This window comes from Ornithinimicrobium faecis, assembly GCF_023923225.1.
In the GTDB taxonomy this organism is placed as follows: Bacteria; Actinomycetota; Actinomycetes; order Actinomycetales; family Dermatophilaceae; genus Ornithinicoccus; species Ornithinicoccus faecis.
On sequence record NZ_CP099489.1, the window covers coordinates 4,333,243 to 4,353,529 of the forward strand.

The 20,287-nt window shown below is 71.6% G+C and carries 20 protein-coding genes; 8 read left to right on the forward strand and 12 right to left on the reverse strand.

Going from position 1 to position 20,287, the window contains the following annotated elements; all coding sequences use genetic code 11:
• Positions 1–34: 34 nt before the first annotated feature.
• Both NF556_RS19910 and NF556_RS19915 read right to left on the reverse strand, forming a co-directional pair.
• Complete coding sequence (locus NF556_RS19910; RefSeq protein ID WP_252592928.1) at positions 35–445, reverse strand: PIN domain-containing protein; 411 nt, start codon at positions 443–445, stop codon at positions 35–37.
• Positions 442–588 (reverse strand): hypothetical protein, encoded by a 147-nt coding sequence (locus tag NF556_RS19915; protein WP_252592929.1) that lies wholly within the window; start codon positions 586–588, stop codon positions 442–444. The genes NF556_RS19910 and NF556_RS19915 overlap by 4 nt, the downstream gene beginning before the upstream one ends.
• Between NF556_RS19915 and NF556_RS19920 the strand changes: the two genes are divergently transcribed.
• A complete protein-coding gene (locus tag NF556_RS19920) occupies positions 579–1,043 on the forward strand; it encodes a YbaK/EbsC family protein (RefSeq protein WP_252592930.1) in 465 nt (154 codons plus the stop codon). The genes NF556_RS19915 and NF556_RS19920 overlap by 10 nt on opposite strands.
• On the opposite strand, the gene NF556_RS19925 is transcribed toward NF556_RS19920, so the two are convergent.
• Positions 1,040–2,017, reverse strand: a complete 978-nt coding sequence (locus NF556_RS19925) for a CHAD domain-containing protein (protein WP_252592931.1) — start codon at positions 2,015–2,017, stop codon at positions 1,040–1,042. The two genes, NF556_RS19920 and NF556_RS19925, sit on opposite strands and share 4 nt — an antisense overlap.
• A gap of 41 nt (positions 2,018–2,058) precedes the next feature.
• A complete protein-coding gene (locus NF556_RS19930; protein WP_252592932.1) occupies positions 2,059–2,418 on the reverse strand; it encodes a Cif family virulence factor in 360 nt (119 codons plus the stop codon).
• Positions 2,419–2,475: 57 nt separating this feature from the next.
• Here NF556_RS19930 and NF556_RS19935 point away from each other — a divergent pair, with 57 nt between their 5' ends.
• Genes NF556_RS19935 through recD form a run of 4 tightly spaced genes read left to right on the forward strand, consistent with a single transcriptional unit; the run spans position 2,476 to position 11,786 of the window.
• Positions 2,476–2,889: a helix-turn-helix transcriptional regulator gene (locus tag NF556_RS19935; RefSeq protein ID WP_252592933.1), complete on the forward strand. Its 414-nt coding sequence runs from the start codon at positions 2,476–2,478 to the stop codon at positions 2,887–2,889.
• A 10-nt stretch (positions 2,890–2,899) separates the two neighbouring features.
• Complete coding sequence (gene recC / locus NF556_RS19940; protein WP_252592934.1) at positions 2,900–6,394, forward strand: exodeoxyribonuclease V subunit gamma; 3,495 nt, start codon at positions 2,900–2,902, stop codon at positions 6,392–6,394.
• Positions 6,391–9,831 (forward strand): UvrD-helicase domain-containing protein, encoded by a 3,441-nt coding sequence (locus NF556_RS19945; protein ID WP_252592935.1) that lies wholly within the window; start codon positions 6,391–6,393, stop codon positions 9,829–9,831. Before recC ends, NF556_RS19945 begins: the two co-directional genes overlap by 4 nt.
• Positions 9,828–11,786, forward strand: coding sequence for an exodeoxyribonuclease V subunit alpha (gene recD, locus NF556_RS19950; protein WP_252592936.1), 1,959 nt, complete (start codon positions 9,828–9,830; stop codon positions 11,784–11,786). The genes NF556_RS19945 and recD overlap by 4 nt, the downstream gene beginning before the upstream one ends.
• A 42-nt stretch (positions 11,787–11,828) precedes the next feature.
• Here recD and NF556_RS19955 read toward each other — a convergent pair whose 3' ends face one another.
• The 4 genes from NF556_RS19955 to NF556_RS19970 all read right to left on the reverse strand — a co-directional run bounded on the left by NF556_RS19955 (position 11,829) and on the right by NF556_RS19970 (position 13,817).
• Positions 11,829–12,062: a DivIVA domain-containing protein gene (locus tag NF556_RS19955; RefSeq protein ID WP_252592937.1), complete on the reverse strand. Its 234-nt coding sequence runs from the start codon at positions 12,060–12,062 to the stop codon at positions 11,829–11,831.
• 1 nt (position 12,063) lies between these two features.
• A complete protein-coding gene (locus NF556_RS19960; protein ID WP_252592938.1) occupies positions 12,064–12,450 on the reverse strand; it encodes a DUF4333 domain-containing protein in 387 nt (128 codons plus the stop codon).
• 64 nt (positions 12,451–12,514) lie between these two features.
• Positions 12,515–13,231, reverse strand: coding sequence for a hypothetical protein (locus tag NF556_RS19965; RefSeq protein ID WP_252592939.1), 717 nt, complete (start codon positions 13,229–13,231; stop codon positions 12,515–12,517).
• Positions 13,224–13,817 (reverse strand): RNA polymerase sigma factor, encoded by a 594-nt coding sequence (locus NF556_RS19970; protein ID WP_252592940.1) that lies wholly within the window; start codon positions 13,815–13,817, stop codon positions 13,224–13,226. Before NF556_RS19970 ends, NF556_RS19965 begins: the two co-directional genes overlap by 8 nt.
• Positions 13,818–13,917: 100 nt before the next feature.
• Between NF556_RS19970 and NF556_RS19975 the strand changes: the two genes are divergently transcribed.
• Positions 13,918–14,520 (forward strand): COG4315 family predicted lipoprotein, encoded by a 603-nt coding sequence (locus tag NF556_RS19975; protein WP_252592941.1) that lies wholly within the window; start codon positions 13,918–13,920, stop codon positions 14,518–14,520.
• Between the two features lie 56 nt (positions 14,521–14,576).
• Positions 14,577–14,912, forward strand: coding sequence for a putative quinol monooxygenase (locus tag NF556_RS19980; RefSeq protein ID WP_252592942.1), 336 nt, complete (start codon positions 14,577–14,579; stop codon positions 14,910–14,912).
• On the opposite strand, the gene NF556_RS19985 is transcribed toward NF556_RS19980, so the two are convergent.
• Together NF556_RS19985 and NF556_RS19990 are read right to left on the reverse strand one after the other, a co-directional pair.
• On the reverse strand, positions 14,909–16,192 hold the full coding sequence (locus NF556_RS19985) for an RNA polymerase sigma factor (protein WP_252592943.1): 1,284 nt from the start codon (positions 16,190–16,192) through the stop codon (positions 14,909–14,911). The genes NF556_RS19980 and NF556_RS19985 overlap by 4 nt on opposite strands.
• Positions 16,189–16,557: a YciI family protein gene (locus NF556_RS19990; protein ID WP_252592944.1), complete on the reverse strand. Its 369-nt coding sequence runs from the start codon at positions 16,555–16,557 to the stop codon at positions 16,189–16,191. The genes NF556_RS19985 and NF556_RS19990 overlap by 4 nt, the downstream gene beginning before the upstream one ends.
• Before the next feature lie 142 nt (positions 16,558–16,699).
• On the opposite strand from NF556_RS19990, the gene NF556_RS19995 reads away from it, so the two are divergent.
• Complete coding sequence (locus tag NF556_RS19995) at positions 16,700–16,924, forward strand: hypothetical protein (protein WP_252592945.1); 225 nt, start codon at positions 16,700–16,702, stop codon at positions 16,922–16,924.
• A 100-nt stretch (positions 16,925–17,024) separates the two neighbouring features.
• Here NF556_RS19995 and NF556_RS20000 read toward each other — a convergent pair whose 3' ends face one another.
• Both NF556_RS20000 and NF556_RS20005 read right to left on the reverse strand, forming a co-directional pair.
• The gene (locus NF556_RS20000; RefSeq protein WP_252592946.1) at positions 17,025–19,517 is read right to left on the reverse strand and encodes an ABC transporter permease; all 2,493 of its coding nucleotides are present in this window, start codon (positions 19,515–19,517) and stop codon (positions 17,025–17,027) included.
• Complete coding sequence (locus NF556_RS20005; protein ID WP_252592947.1) at positions 19,514–20,278, reverse strand: ABC transporter ATP-binding protein; 765 nt, start codon at positions 20,276–20,278, stop codon at positions 19,514–19,516. Before NF556_RS20005 ends, NF556_RS20000 begins: the two co-directional genes overlap by 4 nt.
• Positions 20,279–20,287: the final 9 nt, after the last annotated feature.

Below are 20,287 nucleotides of genomic sequence, written 5' to 3' on the forward strand. Positions count from 1 at the left end.
GACTGTATGCCGAGTGCTGGCCACGTGCCGCTCCTCAGTCGGCCTGTCGAGACTGGGGCCCCTGAGCCCGAGGTCGCCGCACGTCAACGAGGTGCTCGATGATCGCGAAATCCGCAACATTGCGGGTGAGAAGCGGCACCGACTCAACCAAGGCTGTGGCAGCAATCGCGAGGTCCAACTGGCGGCGGCGCGGTTGTCCTCCTCGCTGTCTGACCGCAGCTGCCAGACGACCCCAGGCGCGGGACACAGCAGCCGTGACTGGGAGGGGATCGAACGTGGCCTCGACCACCGCGAGGCGCTCCGTGCGGCGCGCCAGTTCGTCGGGTTCGGTGGCCAGCAGCACACCAAAGTGCAACTCGGTCAGGGACACGACGCTGATCGACGCTTCCACGTCGCCGGGTGCCTCACCACCGATGAGGACGGAGGTGTCGAGAAGGACCCTCACGTGTCGAAGGGGTCGACGATCGTGGCATCCAGGTTGACCAGGTCGTCCTCCAGCGCCTGCGGCGCCGGCCCCTGCCACACGTGGGCGAGGCTTGCTCCGCTCATCCCAGCGCGCCCCACGGCATACTCATCCCATGCACCCACGCAACCAGGAAGTGCAGGACGCCCTGGCCCAGGCCGGCATTGCGGCACAGATCGAGGTGCTCGACGAGCACGCCCGCACGGCTGCCCGCGCCGCAGAGCAACTGGGCTGCGAGGTCGCTGCGATCGCCAACAGCCTGGTCTTCCTGGCCGACGACGAGCCGTTGCTGGTGATGGCCAGCGGTGCGGCCCGGGTCGACACCGACGTGATCGCCGCAGCGGTCGGCGCAGAGTCCGTGACCAAGGCGAATGCCCAGCAGGTCCGGGCTGCCACGGGTCAGGCGATCGGCGGAGTCGCCCCGACCGGGCACCCGACGCCGTTGCGCACCCTGGTCGACCCCGAGCTCGGCGCCCACGACACGATCTGGGCTGCTGGCGGGACACCGGACACGATCGTGCCGCTGACCTTCCAGCAACTGGTGAGCATCACGGCCGGCCACGTGACCACGGTCCGCTAGCTGGCGCGCCGAGCCTGCCCCCAGGCCACCGCGACCTGCTCGACCAAGGCGTCGGGGTCATGGAGCACGGTGGCACCCAGGGCGAGGGCCTCCCGCTGCAGGGCTCGGCGGCGCTCGGCGAGGTGCTTGAGGAGTCGCTCCCGCTCGGCAGCATCCGGGACGAGCGTCGGGTCCTCCTCCACGGCCTCGGCCCAGACGGCGAGGTCGTGGTCGTCACCGAGCACGCTGCCCAGATCGCTGAGCCGGGCACCGACTGCTTGCAACAGGTCCTTCCACACCGGCTGCAGGAACTCGACCTGATACCAGAGATACTTCACGTCCTTGCGCCACGCGTGCAGCCGCTCCGTCGTGGGGTCATCCTGGGCGCTGAGCATCCGTCGACGGGCACGGCCCGCGACCCGTGCCAACCCCGGTGCGACGCTCTCCCAACGGTCCGGGAGTGCGCCGCCCCCGCTGACGGGGAACCTGCGGACCCGACAGGCGAAACTGCCCAGCGCGGTCAGCGTGTCCAGGTGGCGCCGCCGATCTGCTGCGGCCTCCCTGGTGGAGGCGAGCGCCCGATCGCGCAACAGCGCCACCATCCGGTCCGTCGTGTCCTGCTCGAGATCCAGGTCTGGAGCCAGGTCCGCTGCGAGGTCTGCCAGCACCGCAGCGTCCCGGGTGGGCCCCCACAGCCGGGACGTGTCGCGCAGGCAGGTGTTCTCCTGGCGATAGCCCCAGTCCCCCAGCTCGCCGCGCACCAGGCGCAGGACCGCCCTGGTGCGTTTCAGCGACTTGCGCAGTTGGTGCACGGACGCGTCAAGGTCATCGCTCTCCCGGAGCCGCATCGCGTGAGCGACCTGCTCCAGCACGATCCGCTGCACTGCCTCACCGAGCGGCTCGTCGTGGTGAAGCCGGAAGTCGGGCGTCAGCGGCTCGGGAACCTCCGGCGCCGGAGCTTGCCGGGCCACTCCCACCGTCTGGGCGGACACCATCGAGCGAGCCTATCGGTCTGCCGACTGACCTGCCGCCTGTCTCACAGATCGAGCGGCGTGAGCACCCCGATCTGCCAGCCGACTGGTCCGTCGAGCAGCTGATAGATGAACCGCTCCCTGGGTTGTCCGTCATAGGACCAGGTGACCTCGGCCCAGATGCTGTGCCCGGTCTGCGCCACGATGCTGATGTCGGGGTCGGCCTCCGAAACGCCGTCATACTGCCCGAAGCTGGCCGCGAAGAAGTCCCGGGTCTGCGCCTGGTCGCTCACAGGGATCGACTGCCCCGGGAAGGCGATCAGGGACGGCACCGCATACAGGCCTGCGATCGCGTCCGCATCGCGCCCGAGCAGCGCCTGTGCATAGCGGTCGAAGAATTCCTGGGTGACTGTGGTGGGTTCCATGACCACCACGTTAGGAGCGAACTGCGCCACGCTTGTGTCGGTGTTTAAGATCTGGTGATGGACGCTCAGCACGCCCTGTCTGCCGCCTCACGCGACGGCCACCTGGCGCTGCGACGGGTGGAGCGTCAACAACAACTCATCGAGCTGCTCGCGGGTGCCGAGCGACGGACCGTCTCGGAGCTGGCCGAGCGCCTCGGGGTCTCCACCCGCACCGTGGAGCGCGATGTCGAGCGGCTCCGGGACGCCGGGGTGCCTTTCGAGAGCAGCGTCGGCCGGGCGGGTGGCATCAGCCTGCCGGTGACCACGACCCGCACCCAGGTGGAGCTGGACGTCGCCGAGATCGCTGCCCTGCTATCCAGTCTGGCCACCGTCGGCCCCAACTCCAGCCCGTCCGCCAACTCGGCCACCGCCAAGCTGGCCGCTGCCCTGCGGACCGATGTCCCGCGGGTCGATGTCGGACACCGTCGGTAGGGTCACAGGCGTGACGTTGTTCGTGCACCGCGCCGTCAGCACCGACGTGCTGGCCGACGGGTTGGGGGAGCTCCTCGCGACGCCTTTGGAGGATCCGTTCGCCGAGGAGGTCGTCGCCGTGCCCGCCAAGGGTGTCGAGCGCTGGCTGGCTCAGCAGCTCTCGCACCGGCTCGGGGCGGCCCCCGGTGGTGGCGACGGTGTGTGCGCCGGGGTGCGCTTCCTCAATCCGCACTCGCTGGTCTCCCTGGTGCTCGGCATCGAGCGCGACGACCCGTGGCATCCCGACCAGTTGACCTGGCCAGTCCTGCAGGCGATCGATGAGTCCCTCCAGGAGAGCTGGGCCGGTGCCCTGGCCGCCCACCTCGGGGCTGCGGGTGAGGCCGACGAGGTCGAGAGGGGGTTGCGGCGCGGGCGACGTTATGCCGTGGCCCGTCGCCTGGCCGGACTCTTCTCTGCGTATGCCGTGCAGCGCCCATCCATCATCGCCGACTGGCGCGAGGGTGGAGCGGGCGACGGACTGGGTGCCCCCTTGCCCGATGACCTCGCCTGGCAGCCACCCCTGTGGCGGGCGGTGCTCGACCTGGTCGAGGCGCCGGCACCAGACGTCCGGCACGACCAGGTGGCGGCGGCCCTTCGCGCGGGTGGTGAGCCCCAGGGGCTGGAGCTTCCCGGCCGGCTGTCGTTGTTCGGCCACACCCGGATCGCCGCGAGTGAGATCGAGGTGATGGCCGCCCTCGGCGAGCACCGCGACGTCCACCTCTGGCTCCCACAGGCGTCCCCCGCGGCCTGGGATGCGTTGGCCGAGGTCGTCGCCGACGGCCCGGTCCGGCGGGCCGCCGACCCGTCGGTGGACCAGGTGCGCCACCCGCTGCTGGCCTCCCTGGGCCGGGACGCCCGCGAGCTCCAGCGCTCGCTGTCCACCACGGGGGCCACCGACGCGCGCCTCGGGGCGCTCCTGACGACACCGGCACCGGCACCGGCACCGGCAGGGGACACTCCAACCACCCTGCTGGAGTGGCTCCAGCACGACCTGGAGCGCGACCACATCCCCGACGCCGACGAGGTGGCCGCCCGCCTCCTGACCGCCACCGACGACTCGGTGCAGGTGCACGCCTGCCACGGCAAGGGGCGTCAGATCCAGGTGCTGCGCGACGTGCTCAGCGGGCTGCTGCAGGACAACCCCGACCTCGAGCCACGCGACATCCTGGTGATGTGCCCGGACATCGACGCCTACGCGCCGCTCGTGCACGCGGGGTTCGGGCTCGGCGAGGTGGTGCGCACCGAGCAGGCTGGGGATGGGCACCCAGCCCACCGCCTGCGGGTGATGCTCGCTGACCGGGCCCCTCGGCATACCAATCCTCTGCTCGCCCTCGCCGCCCGACTGGTCGAGCTGGCAGGCGGCCGGCTGACCGCCAGCGAGGTGCTCGACCTGGCCCGTTCCGAGCCGGTGCGGCGCCGCTTCGGGCTGGACGACGACGCCCTCGATCGGATCGCACGCTGGGTGGAGGAGGTCGCGATCCGGTGGGGTCTGGACGCCGACCACCGCGCGACCTATGACCTGCGCAACTTCCCACAGAACACCTGGCGCAGTGGCCTGGACCGGGTCCTCACCGGCGCCGCCCTGGACGGCCAGGACGTCACCCACCTCGGGCAGACCGTGGCCCTGGACGACCTCGACAGCGGCGACATCGACCTGGCTGGTCGGCTCGCGGAGCTGATCGAGCGCCTTGGCTCGACCCTCACCGCTCTGCAGGGGTGCCGCACCGCGAGTCAGTGGAGCAGCACCCTGCACGAGGGAGTGCTCGGGCTGGCCACCACCACCGCCTCCGATGCCTGGCAGGTGACCCAGCTCGAGCGTGAGCTGGCCCGGATCGAGGCCTCCGCCGTGCGCGGTGCGAGCTCGACCGACCTGGCCCTGTCCGACGTGCGTGCCCTGCTTGAGGAGCACCTGAGTGGCCGGGCGACGCGGTCGAGCTTTCGCACCGGCACCCTGACCGTCTGCACGATGGTGCCGATGCGCTCGGTGCCGCACCGGGTGGTGGCTCTCGTGGGGATGGACGACGGCATCTTCCCGCGCACGACCACCCCCGACGGTGACGACGCCCTGGCCCGCCACCCGATGACCGGTGAGCGGGACACCCGCGCCGAGGACCGCCAGCTGCTGCTCGACGCAGTGATGGCCGCCGGGCAGACGCTGGTCATCACCTACACCGGCGCGGATGAGCACAGCGGCGCCGAGCGTCCACCCGCCGTTCCGTTGGGAGAGCTGCTCGATGCCCTGGCGGAGACCGCCCACCGTCCCGCCAGCGCCCCCGCTCTGGTCCGCCGGCACCCGCTGCAGTCCTATGACGTGCGCAACCTCGGCGGCACCGCACCGGGCGAGCCCGCCCTGCTGGCCGACGACGCGCCCTTCAGCTTCGACCCCGCAGCCCTGGCTGGCGGTCGGGCCCACCAGGCCCGCCCGGTGGTGTCGGAGTCCGAGCAGGCTGCTGCTCCGGTCTCTGCTGCGCTGCTGCCCGAGCCGTTGCCGCCCCTGGTCGGGGACGACCTCGCCCTCGAGGACCTCCAGCGCTTCCTGGCCCACCCCGCCCAGGCCTTCCTGCGCCAGCGGCTGGGCCTGCTGCTCCCCGACGAGCCTGAGGAACCGTCCGAGGGCATCCCGATCGACCTCGACGGGCTGGAGCGTTGGCAGATCGGCGACCGGATGCTGCGGGCCGTGCTCTCGGGCACCCCACCGGAGCAGGCCCGACAGCACGAGCTCTGGCGCGGCAGCGTGCCGCCGGGCGAGCTCGGCCAGGCGGTGCTGGACGACATCTCTGCCAACGTCCGGGGCATCCACCTGGCCTCGCGGGACCTCCACAGCGACACGGCGTCAAGCACTGACCTCGACATCGAGCTGCCCGACGGGCGCCGGCTCACCGGCACCGTCAGCGGACTGCACGGCAGCGACCCGCGCGTGATCACCAGCACCTACTCCTCCATCAAGGCCAAGCAACGACTGCGCTCCTGGGTGACGGTGCTGGCCCTGGCCGCCGCGGGTCACGAGGACGCCACCAGCCACGTCGTCGGACAGCTCAAACGCGGCCGCAAACCCGGGGTGGGCCACTTCACCCACGGTCCCGTGGACCGCCCCGTCGCGCTCACCCTGCTGGGGCAGCTCGTCGACCTCTATGACCGCGGCATGCGGGCGCCCCTACCCCTGGGGGTGCAGACGGCCTGTGCGTTCGTGGAGACCTTTCACGCCCGCGGTGATGAGCAGGCCGCGTTCTATGACGCGGAGAAAAAGTGGAATGCCAGCACCGGGGCCTTCACCTTCCCCGGCGAGCAGGATGACCCCGCGTTTGTGCGGGTCCTCGGTGCCGGGGCCCGGCTGCGCGACGTCGCCGGCGAGCCTGCCGCGGACGAGCAGTGGACCGACGGCGTCACCACCCGGTTCAGCCAGTTGGCCCTGCGCGTCTGGCAGCCGTTGATCGCCACCGATGCCGAGCGAAGGGAGTGGGTGTGAGCCAGCAGACCGCCGACTTCTCCATCACCGACCCACTGCCCTCGGGCACCGTGCTGCTCGAGGCCTCAGCTGGCACGGGCAAGACGTGGACCATCGCTGCCCTGGTTGCGCGCTATGTCGCGGAGGGTCACGCGCTGCTGACCGAGATGCTCATCATCACCTTCGGGCGCGCCGCCAGCCAGGAGCTGCGCGCCCGGGTGCGCGAGCAGCTGGTCGAGCTCGAGCGCGCGCTGCACCACCCTGACACTGCTGGCAGCGCGGGGTCCGGCGGTCCGCTGACCGAGCTGCTGCTCAACGTCGACGACACCGAGCGCGGGCTGCGGCTGAGCCGGGTCCGGCGCGCCCTGACCTCGTTTGACGAGGCGACCATCGCCACCACCCACCAGTTCTGCCACCAGGTGCTGCGCTCGCTCGGCGTGGCCGGCACCTCCGACGCGTCCGCCCAGCTGGTCGAGGACCTCGACGACCTCCTGGTCGAGGTCGTCGACGACCTCTATCTGCGCGGCTTCGTCGGCTCCCGCGAGGAGCCCTTCTTCACCCGCAAGGAGGCCCTGGGCATCGCCCGCGCCGCCGTGGACGACATCCACGCCCAGCTGCGACCGGCGGAGGGCAGCGCCGAGCAGGGCTCTCCACCAGCACGGCGGGTGACCTTCGCCCAGCGGGTCCGTGACGAGCTCGACCGGCGCAAGCGGCGCCTGCAGGTGATGCACTACAACGACCTGCTCACCCAGCTCGCCGGCGCCCTGGAGGAGCCAGACTCCCTGGCGGCCCAGCGCATGCGCACCCGCTGGCGGGTGGTGCTGGTCGACGAGTTCCAGGACACCGACCCGATCCAGTGGGAGGTCCTGGACCGGGCCTTCCGTGGGCACGCGACGATGGTGCTCATCGGGGACCCCAAGCAGGCGATCTATGCCTTCCGTGGCGGTGACGTGGTCACCTATCTGCGTGCCGAGGCCCACGCCCAGGAGCGACGGACCCTGCCCACCAACTATCGCAGCGACGCCCCGGTCGTCGAGGCGCTGCAGGCGACGCTGCGCGGGTCGGCGCTCGGTGACGAGCAGATCACCGTCGTGCCGGTCAAGGCGCACCATCAGGGCTCCCGGTTGGCCGGTCTGCCGCATCCCGGCGCTGTCCGGCTGCGCCAGGTGCTCAAGAAGGAGCACCTGCGGGGCAGCACCACCATCGGCCCGACCCGCACGCACGTGTCGCGCGATCTTGCGCTCGACATCGCCGAGCTGCTGGCGTCGGGAGCGACCTTCGATGAGCGCGCCACGGACGCCGAGGGCAACCCCGTGCCGCCGCGACCGCTGCAGGCACGCGACGTCGCGGTGCTGGCCCACGCCGGTCGGGACCTGCTCACGGCCCAGGCAGAGCTGCGTCGTCTGGGCATCCACGCCGTCAGTGCCGGAGGCGCCAGCGTCCTGCGCAGCCAGGCGGCACAGGAGTGGCTGGCGCTGCTCGACGCGATGGCAGCCCCGCACCGCTCGATGCTCACCCGGGCCGCGGCCCTGACCAACCTGGTCGGTCGGACCGCCGCCGAGCTGGACGCCGGGGGCGACGACCTCGACGACGAGCTCGCCACGACGATGCGGCGCCTGGCCGACATCTATGCCAAGCAGGGAGCCGCGGCCGTCCTGGAGTCGCTGACCATCGCCGGGCTGCCCGCCCGCGTGCTGGCACAGGTCGGCGGCGAGCGCCAGCTGACCGACCTGCAGCACGTGGGCGAGCTGCTGCACGAGATCAGCCAGCAGCCCGCCGGTGGCGGCCGCCTCGGGCTGGCGAGCCTCATCGAGTGGCTGCGCTCCCAGATGGCCGACGACGCCCCGCTGGTCTCCGGGGCTCGCAGCCGGCGTCTCGACTCCGACGCGGCGGCCGTGCAGCTGGTGACGATCCATGCCAGCAAGGGCCTGCAATACCCCATCGTCTATTGCCCGGCCCTGTTCGATCGCTGGGTCAGCAAGACACCGGCCCTCCCGCTGTTCCACGAGGACGGCGAGGAGCGAGCGCGCTGCCGCGACGTGGGCGGCGACGACCCCGGCAACCCCGGGTGGGAGCAGTCCGTCGCCCGCCACAAGGCCGAGGAGGCCGGTGAGGCCCTGCGCCTGCTCTATGTCGCGGTGACCCGTGCGCAGTCCCAGGTGGTCCTGTGGTGGTCCCCGACCAACAACACCGGCAACTCCGCGCTGCACCGGCTCCTGTTCGGGCGCGAGCCGGACGGTGTCCCCGCAGTCCCGGACAGCGTCCCGGTCCCCCGCAGCGACGCAGACGCCTCCGCCCGCCTCGAGCAGTGGGCGGCCCGTGGGGCGTTCACCCTCGAGGTCGCCAACCACGCACCCGTGGTGCTGGCCCCGCCGCCAGCCGAGCAGCCCGAGCTGGCGATCCGAGCCCTGGACCGTCCGATCGACGGCTCCTGGCGCCGCACGTCCTACACCTCGCTGTCCACCCCGCGCGACACGGAGGGTCATGAGCTGACCGGCGGGGTCGGCAGCGAGCCTGAGGTGGCGCCGCGCGACGACGAGCCGGAGACCCCGCAGCCGGTGTCTGCCAGCGAGCCGGCCCTCCCCGGCCTGGCCGCGGTGATCCCCGGCACCGACGTGCCCAGCCCGATGGCCGACCTGCCGGTGGGGGCAACCTTCGGGTCGCTGGTCCACGGCGTCCTCGAGCACACCGACCCACATGCCCCCGACCTGCGCGCCGAGCTGCTGAGCCACATCCACGAACAGCTCGTGTGGTGGCCGGTCGACCTGGACCCCGAGCAGTTGGCCGACGCGCTGGTGGCCGTTTGTGACAGCCCGCTGGGTCCGCTGGCGCACGGTGCCACCCTGCGCGACATCGGGCTGTCCGACCGCTTGCGCGAGCTGGATTTTGAGATGCCGCTCGGCGGCGGGGACGTGCGCGGACCGGTCTCCCGGGCACGCCTCGGCGACCTGGCGGGCCTGTTGCGCGAGCACCTCAGGCCCGGTGACGCGGTCCGTGCCTGGGCTGACGTCCTCGACGCCCAGCCGAGCCTGGCCGACCAGGAGTTGCGCGGTTATCTCACCGGGTCAGTCGACATCGTGCTCCGCACCGGTGGCAGTTATCTGGTCGTCGACTACAAGACCAACTGGCTCGGCCCGTTCGGTGACCCCGAGCAGCCACTGACTGCGGCGGATTATCGGCCCGAGGCTCTCGACGAAGCCATGAGCCACTCCTCCTATCCCCTGCAGGCCCTGCTGTATGCCGTCGTGGCCCACCGCTTCCTGCGCTGGAGGCTGCGTGACTACTCCCCCAAGCGACACCTCGGCGGCGTGCTCTATCTGTATGTGCGGGGCATGTGCGGTCCGCAGACCCCGGTGATCGACGGCTCACCGTGCGGCGTCTTCTCCTGGAAGCCGCCCGTGGCACTGGTCGAGGCCGTCTCCGACCTGCTCGACGGCACCGGGGAGGCCGTGGTATGACCGAGACACCCCAGCCCACGACAACGACCGAGCGCGTGACGCCCTCGGTGGCTCCGCTGGAGCTCTTCGAGCCGGTCGACGACCACGACCGCCGGATCGCCCGGGGCGCCACCGGCCTGATCGGCCAGCTCAACATCGCGCGCCTGCTGACCGCCGCCGATCTGCACGTGGCCCGCACCCTGGGTCACGCGGCCGGCGGCATCGAGGAGACCTCCGCGGACGCCGCTCTCGTGGCCGCCGCGCTGGCCACGCGAGCCGTGCGCACGGGGTCGGTGGCACTGGATCTGGCCCACCTCGACGTCGCCCTGCGCTCCCTGGAGTCGGCCCCCGAGCTGCCCTGGTCGGACCCACAGGAGTGGGAGCAGCAACTGCGGGACAGCTCACTGGTGCGCCAGGGCGCGCTCGTCGTGGAGCACGGCCTGGTCTATCTCCAGCGTTATCACCACCAGGAGGTGCAGGTCGTCCAGGACCTGCTGACCCGCTCGCAGCAGGCGCCTCCCGTGGTCGATCCCGACCTGCTGGAGGCCGGCCTGAGCCGGGTCTTCCCGAAGGGTTGGGAGGAACAACGCGCGGCGGCCCGTGTCGTCGCCGGCTCCTGGACCAGTGTCCTCACCGGCGGCCCGGGCACCGGCAAGACCTCCACCGTGGCCGGTGTCCTGGCGCTCCTGGCCGAGCAGGCTGGGCCCGAGCAGCCGCTCCGGGTGGGGCTGGCTGCACCGACCGGCAAGGCAGCGGCCCGCATGCAGGAGGCCGTGACCAGCGCGCTGGAGGGCATCCTGCAGCGCACGCCAGACGCGGCCACCCGGGCCAGGCTCGAGCCACTGCGCGCGGTCACCGCGGTCACCTTGCACCGGCTCCTGGGGCACCGACCCGGCTCCTCGACCCGGTTCAAGCACGATCGGGACCACCACCTGCCGCATGACGTCGTGCTGGTCGATGAGACCTCGATGGTGTCGCTGACCCACATGGCTCGGCTCCTGGAGGCCCTGCGGCCCACCGCGCGGCTGATCCTGGTCGGCGACCCCGACCAGCTCGTCTCCATCGACGCCGGGGCCGTGCTCGCAGACCTGGTGGCGGCCCAGTCCGCACCGCCCGACGCAAGCCCAGCAGCGGCCTCCCCCGACACAAGCCCATTGGCCGCCTCCCCCGGCGGCAGCGCACCGGCCGTCGCGGTCGCGCGCCTGCGCACGTCGCACCGCTTCGGGGCGACCATCGGGGCCCTCGCCGAGGCCCTGCGCGAGGGCGACGCCGACGCCGTGGTCGACGCCCTGCGTGCCGACGATCTGCGTGCCAACGACGCCGACGCCCAGGTGACCTGGGTGGAGGACGCCGACCCCTCGGCATACCTGCGGTCTGTCCTGACCACCCACGCACTGGGGGTCTATCGCGCGGCGCGCCAGGGGCACAGCCGTGAGGCGCTCGACCTGCTGGGACGGCACCGTCTGCTGTGCGCGCACCGGGAGGGCCCGTGGGGGGTGCGCACCTGGAACCGCGCCGTCGAGGGCTGGCTCTCCGAGGAGACCGGCGACGGCCTCTATGACCCGATGTATGTCGGGCGTCCGCTGCTGGTGACCGCCAACGACTATGCGACGGGCGTTTTCAACGGCGACACCGGTGTGGTGGTCGCCACCCGCCGACAGGACGGGACGAGCGGGCGGGTTGCGGTGATCCGCGGCACGGACGGCGACCACCCGTTCGGCACGAGTCGGCTCGGTGACATCGAGACGATGCATGCCATGACGGTGCACAAGGCGCAGGGCAGTCAGGCCGACGAGATCACCGTGCTGCTGCCGCCAGAGGACTCACCGCTGCTGACTCGTGAGTTGTTCTACACCGCCGTGACCCGTGCCCGCACCCGGGTCCGGGTCATCGGCAGCGAGGCTGCCGTGCGCGCGGCCGTGGGGCGTCAGGTGCAACGGGCGAGCGGCCTGCGCCAACGGCTGGCCGCTGACTAGGTCCGGCCCGACGGCTTGGGCGCGTTCCCCTCGGGTGGAGGGTCAGCTCTCCCCCTCGAGACTGGCCTGCACCTCGTCGAGGAAGGCGTCGACCTCGTCCATCGCATAACCGCCGCGCTGGACCGTGAACCTCTGGGACAGGATGTCTGGCACCTGGTTGCCACGCGCGATGGCGGTGAAGAGCGCATCGAGGAAGTCGTCAACCTCAGCGGTGGCATAGCCGGCCCGGAAGAACCCTGCGGTCCGGAAGGTGGGCCGGCCCTGGGTGTCAGTCATGTCACTGCTCCGTTGTGGTGTCAGGCTCGCCGTCAGGATGCTCGGTGGTGGCAGGCTCCGCGTCATCGGGCACCCCGACCGCGAGCGGCTCGAGCCGATAGCGAACCTGGTCCCCGGAGACCTCCTTGACCACGACGCGGACCCGGTCCACCGGCTCACCGAATCCGGCCTCGTCCCACAGCTCGACCGTGCAGACGACGCTCTCACCCACCGACGCCTCGACGCCCTCGGGACAGCTGACCGATCGCGGCTCGATGCCCTGGGACGCCAGGCCGTCGCGCACGCTCTGCTGCACAGAGTCAGCCGAGACCGTGCCGCTCCCGCACCCGGTCAAGGTGAGCACCATCGCGGCCACCATCCCGGTGAAACCCATGCCTCGTCTCGTCACCATCTCTCCTCCAGCCGTCTCCCTGCCCGCGCCCAGGGTAGTCAGGGCGGTCTGGTGAGCTGAGTCAGAGGGTGGCGGTGGACCAGGTGGCTCCCGAGTCCGAGACCAGCTCGACCGTGGTGGCACCGGGGTCGGGGACCACCCAGCTGTTGGGGCGGTCACCTGAAAGGCTCCACCGCCCGACGTCCTCGGTCCCTCCGTCGTCGAGCCCGAGTCGGCACAGATAACTTCGGCCCGGATCGCCGCCCGAGACGTCCACCACCAGGACCGGGTCACCCTCGCTCCAGCTGCGCGAGACGAACCCGACCGTGTCGCCGTCCGCCGTGAGCAGCGGTGACCCCTGCGAGGCCACGGGTTGTTCGGTCGCGGGGGCCCCGTCGGGCCGCTCGATCAGCGCTGCCGTGAGACCGGCGCCGGCACCCAGTCCCAGCACCGCTGCGGCGGCGATGCCGATCCACGCTGGCGTGCGGTGAGACCGTTCCGGGGTGACCGCGGGGCCAGCCAGGGACCGACGTGCAGAGTGGTGCCGTTCCGGGGCGTTGTCGGTGCGGCTCGGCGACTCGTCCTCCAGCCGCTGCAGGACACGGGTGGCGAACCCGGCCGGCGGGTCCGTGCGGGGGACGGCAGCCAGTGACGCCTCGACGGCGGTGGTCAACCCGTCGAGGTCGTTCTGACACGAGGTGCAGTCGGCGACGTGGGTCAACACCTCGTCCCGCTCCGGGCCGCTGAGGTGCCCGAGGGCCAGGTCGAGGACGAGGTCGGGGTCCGGGTGCTCAGCCATGGTCCCTCCCCCCGGCTCCGGTGGTGGCGTGCTCGGCGCGCATCCGCCGCAGCCCGTCCCTGATGCGGGTCTTGGCTGTGCCGAGCGGGATCTGCTCACGCTCGCTGACCTCCCGGGCCGTGCAGCCACCGATCACGGCCAACACCACGGCCCGGGCCTGCTCCGGGGAGATCTCGTGCAGCCGGCGGACAGCGCGCTCGGTCTCCAGCCGGTGAGCGGTCGCCTCGGCCAGATCCGGTGTTGCCATGGTGTCCTCCACCAGCTGGTCGAGGAACTCGGCGTCGGCTGGCACGGGGCGTCGGGGGCGGACCGCGTCGATCGCCGTGTTGCGGGTGATGGTCAGCAGCCAGGTCAGCACCGAGGCCCGCCGGATGTCATAGCTGCCGGCTGCACGCCATGCCTTCACGAATGCCTCCTGACTCACGTCCTCGGCCAGGCCCGGGTCGCGGGTGATGCTCAACGCCATGCCGAACACGGCGCCCTGGAACCGCGCCACGAAGGCGTCCGCCGCCTGCGGGTCGGCCACGGCGAGACCCGCGAGCAGCGCGGCATCGACGGCCCGGTCGGCTCTCGGGGCGCGCGGCATGTCAGGTGATACGGGCGCGGTGGCCACCGGGATTGCCCCATCCGTGGGGGCCCCGTGAGACGTACCACCCTCCACGACAACTCCTAGTGCTGGAGGAAACATGAACCGCTCACACCTGCTCCCGACCGCGACGGCACTGCTGCTCGCAACAGCCCTCACCGCCTGTGGAAGTGACGATCCGGACCAGTCTGGCACCGATGCCACCTCTGCGGATGAGACCACTGTGGCGGACGCCGTGACCGAGGAGGCCGACGAGGCAGCGACGACCGACGCGATGACCGACGACGTGGCCGGAGAGACGGGCGGTGAGGCAGTGGGGCCGGGTCCGGTCGTGTCCACCGCGGAGACCGAGCTCGGCCCGATCCTGGTCGACGGTGAGGGGATGACGCTCTATCTGTTCACCCAGGACAGCGTCGACACCTCGGTCTGTTTCGACGACTGCCTGGCAGCCTGGCCAGTTCTCGAGGGCGAGCCGGCAGCCGGGGACGGCGCCGACGACGGCCTGCTCGGCTCCTTCGAGCGCGAGGACGGGACGATCCAGGCCACGTATGACGGCTGGCCGCTGTACTACTTCGCCCAGGACCAGGCACCCGGTGACGTGACAGGTCAGGCCGTCCACGACGTCTGGTGGGTGGTCAACGCCGACGGGGCAGCGGTCACCCAGGCTCCCGGCAGCGACTCATCGGGCGGTGTCGACTACTAGGAATGCGGGCAGCCCCGTCCAGCCACCGGTGAGTTTCCCGCGCCACACAGGTCAACATGCCCGGATCGACCCGTCAGGCAGATATCGACCACGACAGGAGCACACCAGTGATCATCGTCGCCGGGCACATCACCGTCACGCCCGAGGAACGCGAGTCCTATCTGGCGGGCTGCGCGGGCGTCGTCCGCCAGGCCCGAGGGACAGCGGGCTGTCTCGACTTCGCGATCTCGGCCGACCTCATCGACCCTCAGCGCATCAACATCTTTGAGCGTTGGGCGTCGCGGGAGACCCTCGAGGCGTTCCGGGGCAGTGGCCCTGACGACGGGCAGGGCCAGGCGATCCTCACGATGGCGGTGGAGGACTTCGTCGTCGCCGACCCGGGCTCTGCCTAGGTGTCGTCCTCAACCGAGACCCCGGGTGCGCGATCGGCCCCGCTGCTTGCTGCGGCTTCGGCGCGTTCCTCGAGGTGACGCCGCTCCGCGGGCGAGGTGGTCATCCGTGCGGCGAGCCGATAGTGCTCGACGGCCTCAGCCCCTTCCCCGGCCATCTCCAGCAGGTGGGCGCGGACGGCCACGACCCGGTGGTTCCGCTTCATCCGCGGGTCTGCCGCCACGTCCTCGAGCAGTGTCAGCCCCGCCCGGGGACCGTGCACCATGGCCGCGGCGACGGCACGGTTGAGTGCCACGACCGGGTTGTCCGCGACCCGCAGGAGCAGGTCGTAGAGCGCGAGGATCTGGGGCCAGTCCGTTGCGTCCGCCGAGCCTGCCTCGTTGTGGACCGCCGCGATGGCGGCCTGCAGCTGATAGGGGCCGGGGCGCCCCGCCATCAGGGCGGTGGTGACCAGCCCCGTGCCCTCGGCGATCGCGTCACCGTCCCACAGGCTCCGCTCCTGCTCCGCCAGCGGGACCAGCGCTCCGCCTGGCCCCGTCCGGGCTGCGGTGCGTGCCTCGGTGAGGAGCATCAGCGCGAGCAACCCCATGACCTCTGGGTCGTCTGGTCGGGCCCGCTGCAGGACCCGGGTCAGCCGGATCGCCTCCCCGGCGAGCTCCTTGCGGTGCAGCGTGCTCGCCGAGGTCGAGGTGTAGCCCTCGTTGAAGATCAGGTAGAGCACGTGCTGGACCGCGCCCAGCCGGGAGACCAACTCATCATGTGGCGGCATCCGGAACCGGGCGCCGGAGTCCCGGATGCGCTGCTTGGCCCGACTGATCCGTTGCGCCATGGTGGGCTCCGGCACCAAAAAGGCCCGGGCGATCTCGGTGGTGGTGAGCCCGCCGACCGCTCGCAGGGTCAACCCGATCTGGGAGGGCAGGGTCAGCTCGGGGTGGCAGCACAGCAGGAGCAGGATCAGGGAGTCGTCCTCCGGCTCCCGCGGGGCATCGGCCGCCGCGGCGAGATAGTCCTCGGGCAGCACGCGCACGGCCACGTCGTCCTCCCGGCGCCGTCGGGCCTGCTCTGCGCGGAGCAGGTCGGTCAGCCGCCGGGAGCCCACGGTGATCAACCAGGCCCGGGGGTTGTCCGGCCGTCCCTGCGACGGCCACTGCGTCGCCGCCGCCAGCAACGCCTCCTGCACGGCGTCCTCGGCCAGGTCGAAGTGACCATAGCGGCGCACGAGCGCACCGAGCACCTGCGACGCGAGTGCGCGCAGCAGGTCCTCGGTGCTGGGCTCACTCACCCCGCGGCGCCACCGTCATCATCGAGTGGACGCAACTCGACCCGGCCGAACGCCTGACTCATCAGGGCGGCAATCTCCACCGCCCGGTCGTGACCGGCGACGTCCACGATGCCGAAGCTGACCAGGAACTCCTTGGCCTCCAGGTAGGGCCCGTCGGTGACCACCGGCACTCCCTCCCGCAGTTCCACGGTCTGGGTGTGGCTCGGATCGGCCAGCCCACCGGCATACACAAACTCACCGGACTCGATGAGCTCCTGGGCGAAGGCCTGCGCCGGACCGAACTCCTCCTCCGGGTGCTCTCGCTGATAGTCCACCCCCTGGTCCCAGTCCGCCTGGGTGCCATAGGCCAGCATGACGTATTTCATGTCTCCTCCTCGCGCTCCGAACCCGGCGATCGGGTCCACACCGGTGACGTCGGAGCCGGGGCCCCGCCCTCGACACAACCACGGGGATCGGCTGACCCCTCACCGCGAGCGTAGAAGTTGTTTGAGAAAAGTTCCTGGCGTGATGTCGCGAATCCGTCACATCCACTCCCGCTTCTACGACAACCAGGGCAACACCCTGGACTACGTCTACGAGCTGACCGGCGACGAGCTGACGATCTGGGCCGGGGAGCCCGGCTCCCCCGCCTATTTCCGCGGGGCCTTCAGCGTGGACGACACGGTGCTGGACGGCGCGTGGGTCTACCCCGGAGGCGGCGGCTACGACTCGACCATGACGCGCCGGGCCTGAGCCGCGCCACGACGCCCGCGTTGGTCCCGACCGGGTGCAGGGCCGGACACGCGGGCCCGGCGACGACGAATCGTTGCCGGGCCCGCAGTTCGGCGCGCGCTCAGACGGTCGCCAGCCCCGCAGCCGGGGCGATCCGTGCGGCCCGCCGGGCGGGCAGCACCGAGGCGAGCAGCCCCGCCACGATCGCGAGCGCGAGGATCACCGCGAGTTGGGTGACCGGGAAGGCCAGCTGCGTGGTGGTGCCCTCGGGCAGCAGGGTCTGCACCCCGAACCACGCGTAGGTCACGCCGAGGACGATGCCGAGCAGTGCACTGACCACGGACAGCAGCACTCCCTCGAGCGTCAGCATGCCCCGCAGTTGGGACCGGGTCAGGCCCAGGGCGCGCAGCAGAGCGTTCTCCCGGGTGCGCTCCAACACGGACAGGGCGAGGGTGTTGGCGATGCCGACGACAGCGATCACCACGGCCACCCCCAGCAGTGCCGTGGTGATGAGCACCAGCACGTCGAGCATCGTGGTGAGTTGGGCGCGCTCGGAGGCGCTGCCGGTGACCCAGGCGCCCTCCGGCTCGACGAGGTCACGGATGGCAGAGACCACGGTGCTGACCTCTGCATCGTCACTGAGGCGGATCAGCAGGCCACCCCCGGCTGCGGAGGAGGCGTCCAGCGCGACCAGGTCGGCCGAGGGCAGCACCACCTCGTCCAAGGGGAAGGGCACGACGGTCGCCTCGCTGCTGCCGTCGGGGCCGGTCATGACCAGGGTGTCGCCCTCACGCAGTCCCCTGATCTCCATGAGGTAGTCGGAGAGACCGACGGTGCCCGGCTCGAGCCGTTGGGCAGCCTGGGGGTCTCGCAGCACCGGTGCCACCACCTCTGGGTCGATCCCATAGACGGGCGACTCCGCCCACGTGCCGTCGGCCTGCTCCATCTGGAGCCACCCGCCCTCAAACTGGACGGTCTCGGCCACCCCGGGGACGCTGTCCACCTGGGTCGCTATCGCCTCATCGAGCGGGCGCACCGTCATCCGCTCGCCATCCTCGTCCGAGGGGTTGCCGACGAGTTCAAACTGCGGGAAGGCCATGACGTCCGCGGGAAACTGCTCGTCGATCTCGCTCAGGGCGGTCCGCTCGGCCGAGGCCGCACCGACCGAGGTCATCGTGATCAGGGTGACCCCAATCAGCAGGGCGGCACTGGTCGCGGCGGCCCGGCCCGGGTTGCTGACCGTGTTACCCACCGCCAGTCGGCTCGGCACCCCGCGCAGCAGTGCGCCGAGCGCCCGGATGCCCGCGGGCACGAAGAAGACCGCGGCGACCAGGACGCCAACAAAGCTCAGCAGGCCGCTGGCCACCCCGACCAGGACGTTGTGCGTCATGGCCGCCAGGACCAGACCGGCCGCGCCGGCGCCGAGCAGCAGCACGGAGGCGACGATGCGCAGCAGTCCGGGGCGCGAGGCCACAGCTGGAGGGACTGCAGGCTGCAGCGCCGCCATCGGCGCCACCCGTGTGGCGCGGCGGGTCGGCCACCACGCCGCCCCGAGGGTGACTGCCACGCCCGCGACCAACGGTGCGAGCAACGACACCGGGTTCCATCCGGGGCGCAGGGTCACCGGCGTGCCGAGGTTGACCTCACCCAGCGTCAGGGCGGCGGTCCAGGTGATCGCCACTCCCAGCAACACTCCGGCGGCAGATGCCACGACGCCGAGTGTCAGGGCCTCGAGCAGCACGGTGCGCCGCACCTGTGCGCGAGTGGCCCCCACGCAGCGCAACAGCGCCAGCTCCCGCGTGCGCTGTGCCAGGACGATGGCAAAGGTGTTGGCGATGACCAGGGCGCTGGTCGCGACCGCGATCGCCCCGAAGCCCAGCAGCACCGGGCCCAGCAGATCGAGCCCTCCCGTGGCCTGCGAGATCAGCCGGTTGGCTGCCTCGGGTCCGGTCATCACCTCCACCCCGGGCGCTGCCTCGGCGACAGCTGCCCGGGCACCGGCCTCGTCGGTCCCCGCCAGGTCGATCGTGACCATCGCATAGCCGAGCTCGGGGTCCCACTCGCGCAGGGCGCTCTCCTGCGCCACGAGCACGTCCTGCCAGGTGTAGAGCGGGGAGTCACCGACATCCATGATGCCGACGACGTCCAGGTCCACCGGGTCACCGGGCTCGCCGGTTGAGTCATAGGGCTCGAAGGTCACGGTGTCGCCCAGGGCGTGGTCGGTCGTCGACGAGGCAACCACCTGGTCCGGGCCCGCGGGCAGCTGCCCCTCGAGCAGCTCCACCCCCGGGCCCGTCGGCGTCGTCGTGGCCAGCACCCCGGTGGAGTCGACGGTGCCATAGACCTGCGCCGGGGCAGCGACGACGGACAGGCCGTCACGCTCCCGCAACGCATCCACCTCGCCCGCCCCGAGCGGTGCCTCCCCGGACCAGAGCACGAGGTCACGGTTGACCACGTCGCCGGCCACTGTCTCCCCGATGCCGCGCTCCATGGCATCAAGCGCCAGGAGGGTGGTGGCAACGAAACCGACACTGAGCACGATCGCCAGAGCCGTCGCGGCCAGCCGCCGGGCGTGCCCCCGCAACCCGGCGGCGGCCAGGGACAGGGTGCTCATCGGCCCATCCCGGTGAGCTGCTCCAGAACCCGCTCTGCCGTCGGCTCGAGGATCTCCCCGGAGATCTGACCGTCGGCGAGCAGGATCACCCGGTCCGCATAGCCAGCGGCCACCGGGTCGTGCGTCACCATGACCACGGACTGACCCCACTCATCGACGCTGCGCCGCAGCAGGGCCAGCACCTCGGCACCGGTCGTGGAGTCCAGCGCCCCGGTCGGCTCGTCCGCGAAGACGACGTCCGGCCGGGTCACCAGAGCCCGGGCCAGCGCCACGCGCTGCTGCTGCCCACCCGACAGCTCTCCGGGCCGGTGACCCAGCCGGTCCTCCAGCCCGAGTCCGGACACGACCTGCCGCAGCCACGCCGGGTCCCCCTGCGACCCGGCGAGCTGCAGCGGCAGGCGGATGTTGGCCTCCGCGGTCAGGGTGGGCAGCAGGTTGAAGGCCTGGAAGACGAAGCCGACCCGCGAGCGGCGCAGCCGCGTCAGGGCGGTGTCGGACAGGCGGGTGAGCTCGGCGTCGGCCAGGAAGACGCGCCCAGAGGTCGGGGTGTCGAGTCCGGCGAGCAGGTGCATCAGCGTGGACTTGCCCGACCCGCTCGGCCCCATGATCGCGGTGAACTGGCCGGCCTCGATGCCGACGGAGACCCCGTCGAGGGCACGAACGGCGGTCTCCCCCGCGCCGTAGGTCTTGGTGAGGTCGATAGCGCTCGCAGCGAGCGTGGCCTGCGGGCGCGGAGCCCGCGAAGTGGTCGTCGAAGTCATAGCAGGAAC

Coding starts and splice junctions, on each gene's coding strand:
- NF556_RS19995 (WP_252592945.1), top strand. CDS start 16,700: ATGTCGCGAATCCGTCACATCCACTCCCGCTTCTACGACAACCAGGGC.
- NF556_RS19920 (WP_252592930.1), top strand. CDS start 579: ATGCACCCACGCAACCAGGAAGTGCAGGACGCCCTGGCCCAGGCCGGC.
- NF556_RS20000 (WP_252592946.1), bottom strand. CDS start 19,517: ATGAGCACCCTGTCCCTGGCCGCCGCCGGGTTGCGGGGGCACGCCCGG.
- NF556_RS19965 (WP_252592939.1), bottom strand. CDS start 13,231: ATGGCTGAGCACCCGGACCCCGACCTCGTCCTCGACCTGGCCCTCGGG.
- NF556_RS19990 (WP_252592944.1), bottom strand. CDS start 16,557: ATGAAATACGTCATGCTGGCCTATGGCACCCAGGCGGACTGGGACCAG.
- recD (WP_252592936.1), top strand. CDS start 9,828: ATGACCGAGACACCCCAGCCCACGACAACGACCGAGCGCGTGACGCCC.
- NF556_RS19955 (WP_252592937.1), bottom strand. CDS start 12,062: ATGACTGACACCCAGGGCCGGCCCACCTTCCGGACCGCAGGGTTCTTC.
- NF556_RS19930 (WP_252592932.1), bottom strand. CDS start 2,418: ATGGAACCCACCACAGTCACCCAGGAATTCTTCGACCGCTATGCACAG.
- NF556_RS19935 (WP_252592933.1), top strand. CDS start 2,476: ATGGACGCTCAGCACGCCCTGTCTGCCGCCTCACGCGACGGCCACCTG.
- NF556_RS19980 (WP_252592942.1), top strand. CDS start 14,577: ATGCCCGGATCGACCCGTCAGGCAGATATCGACCACGACAGGAGCACA.
- NF556_RS19970 (WP_252592940.1), bottom strand. CDS start 13,817: ATGCCGCGCGCCCCGAGAGCCGACCGGGCCGTCGATGCCGCGCTGCTC.
- NF556_RS20005 (WP_252592947.1), bottom strand. CDS start 20,278: ATGACTTCGACGACCACTTCGCGGGCTCCGCGCCCGCAGGCCACGCTC.
- NF556_RS19925 (WP_252592931.1), bottom strand. CDS start 2,017: ATGGTGTCCGCCCAGACGGTGGGAGTGGCCCGGCAAGCTCCGGCGCCG.
- NF556_RS19975 (WP_252592941.1), top strand. CDS start 13,918: ATGAACCGCTCACACCTGCTCCCGACCGCGACGGCACTGCTGCTCGCA.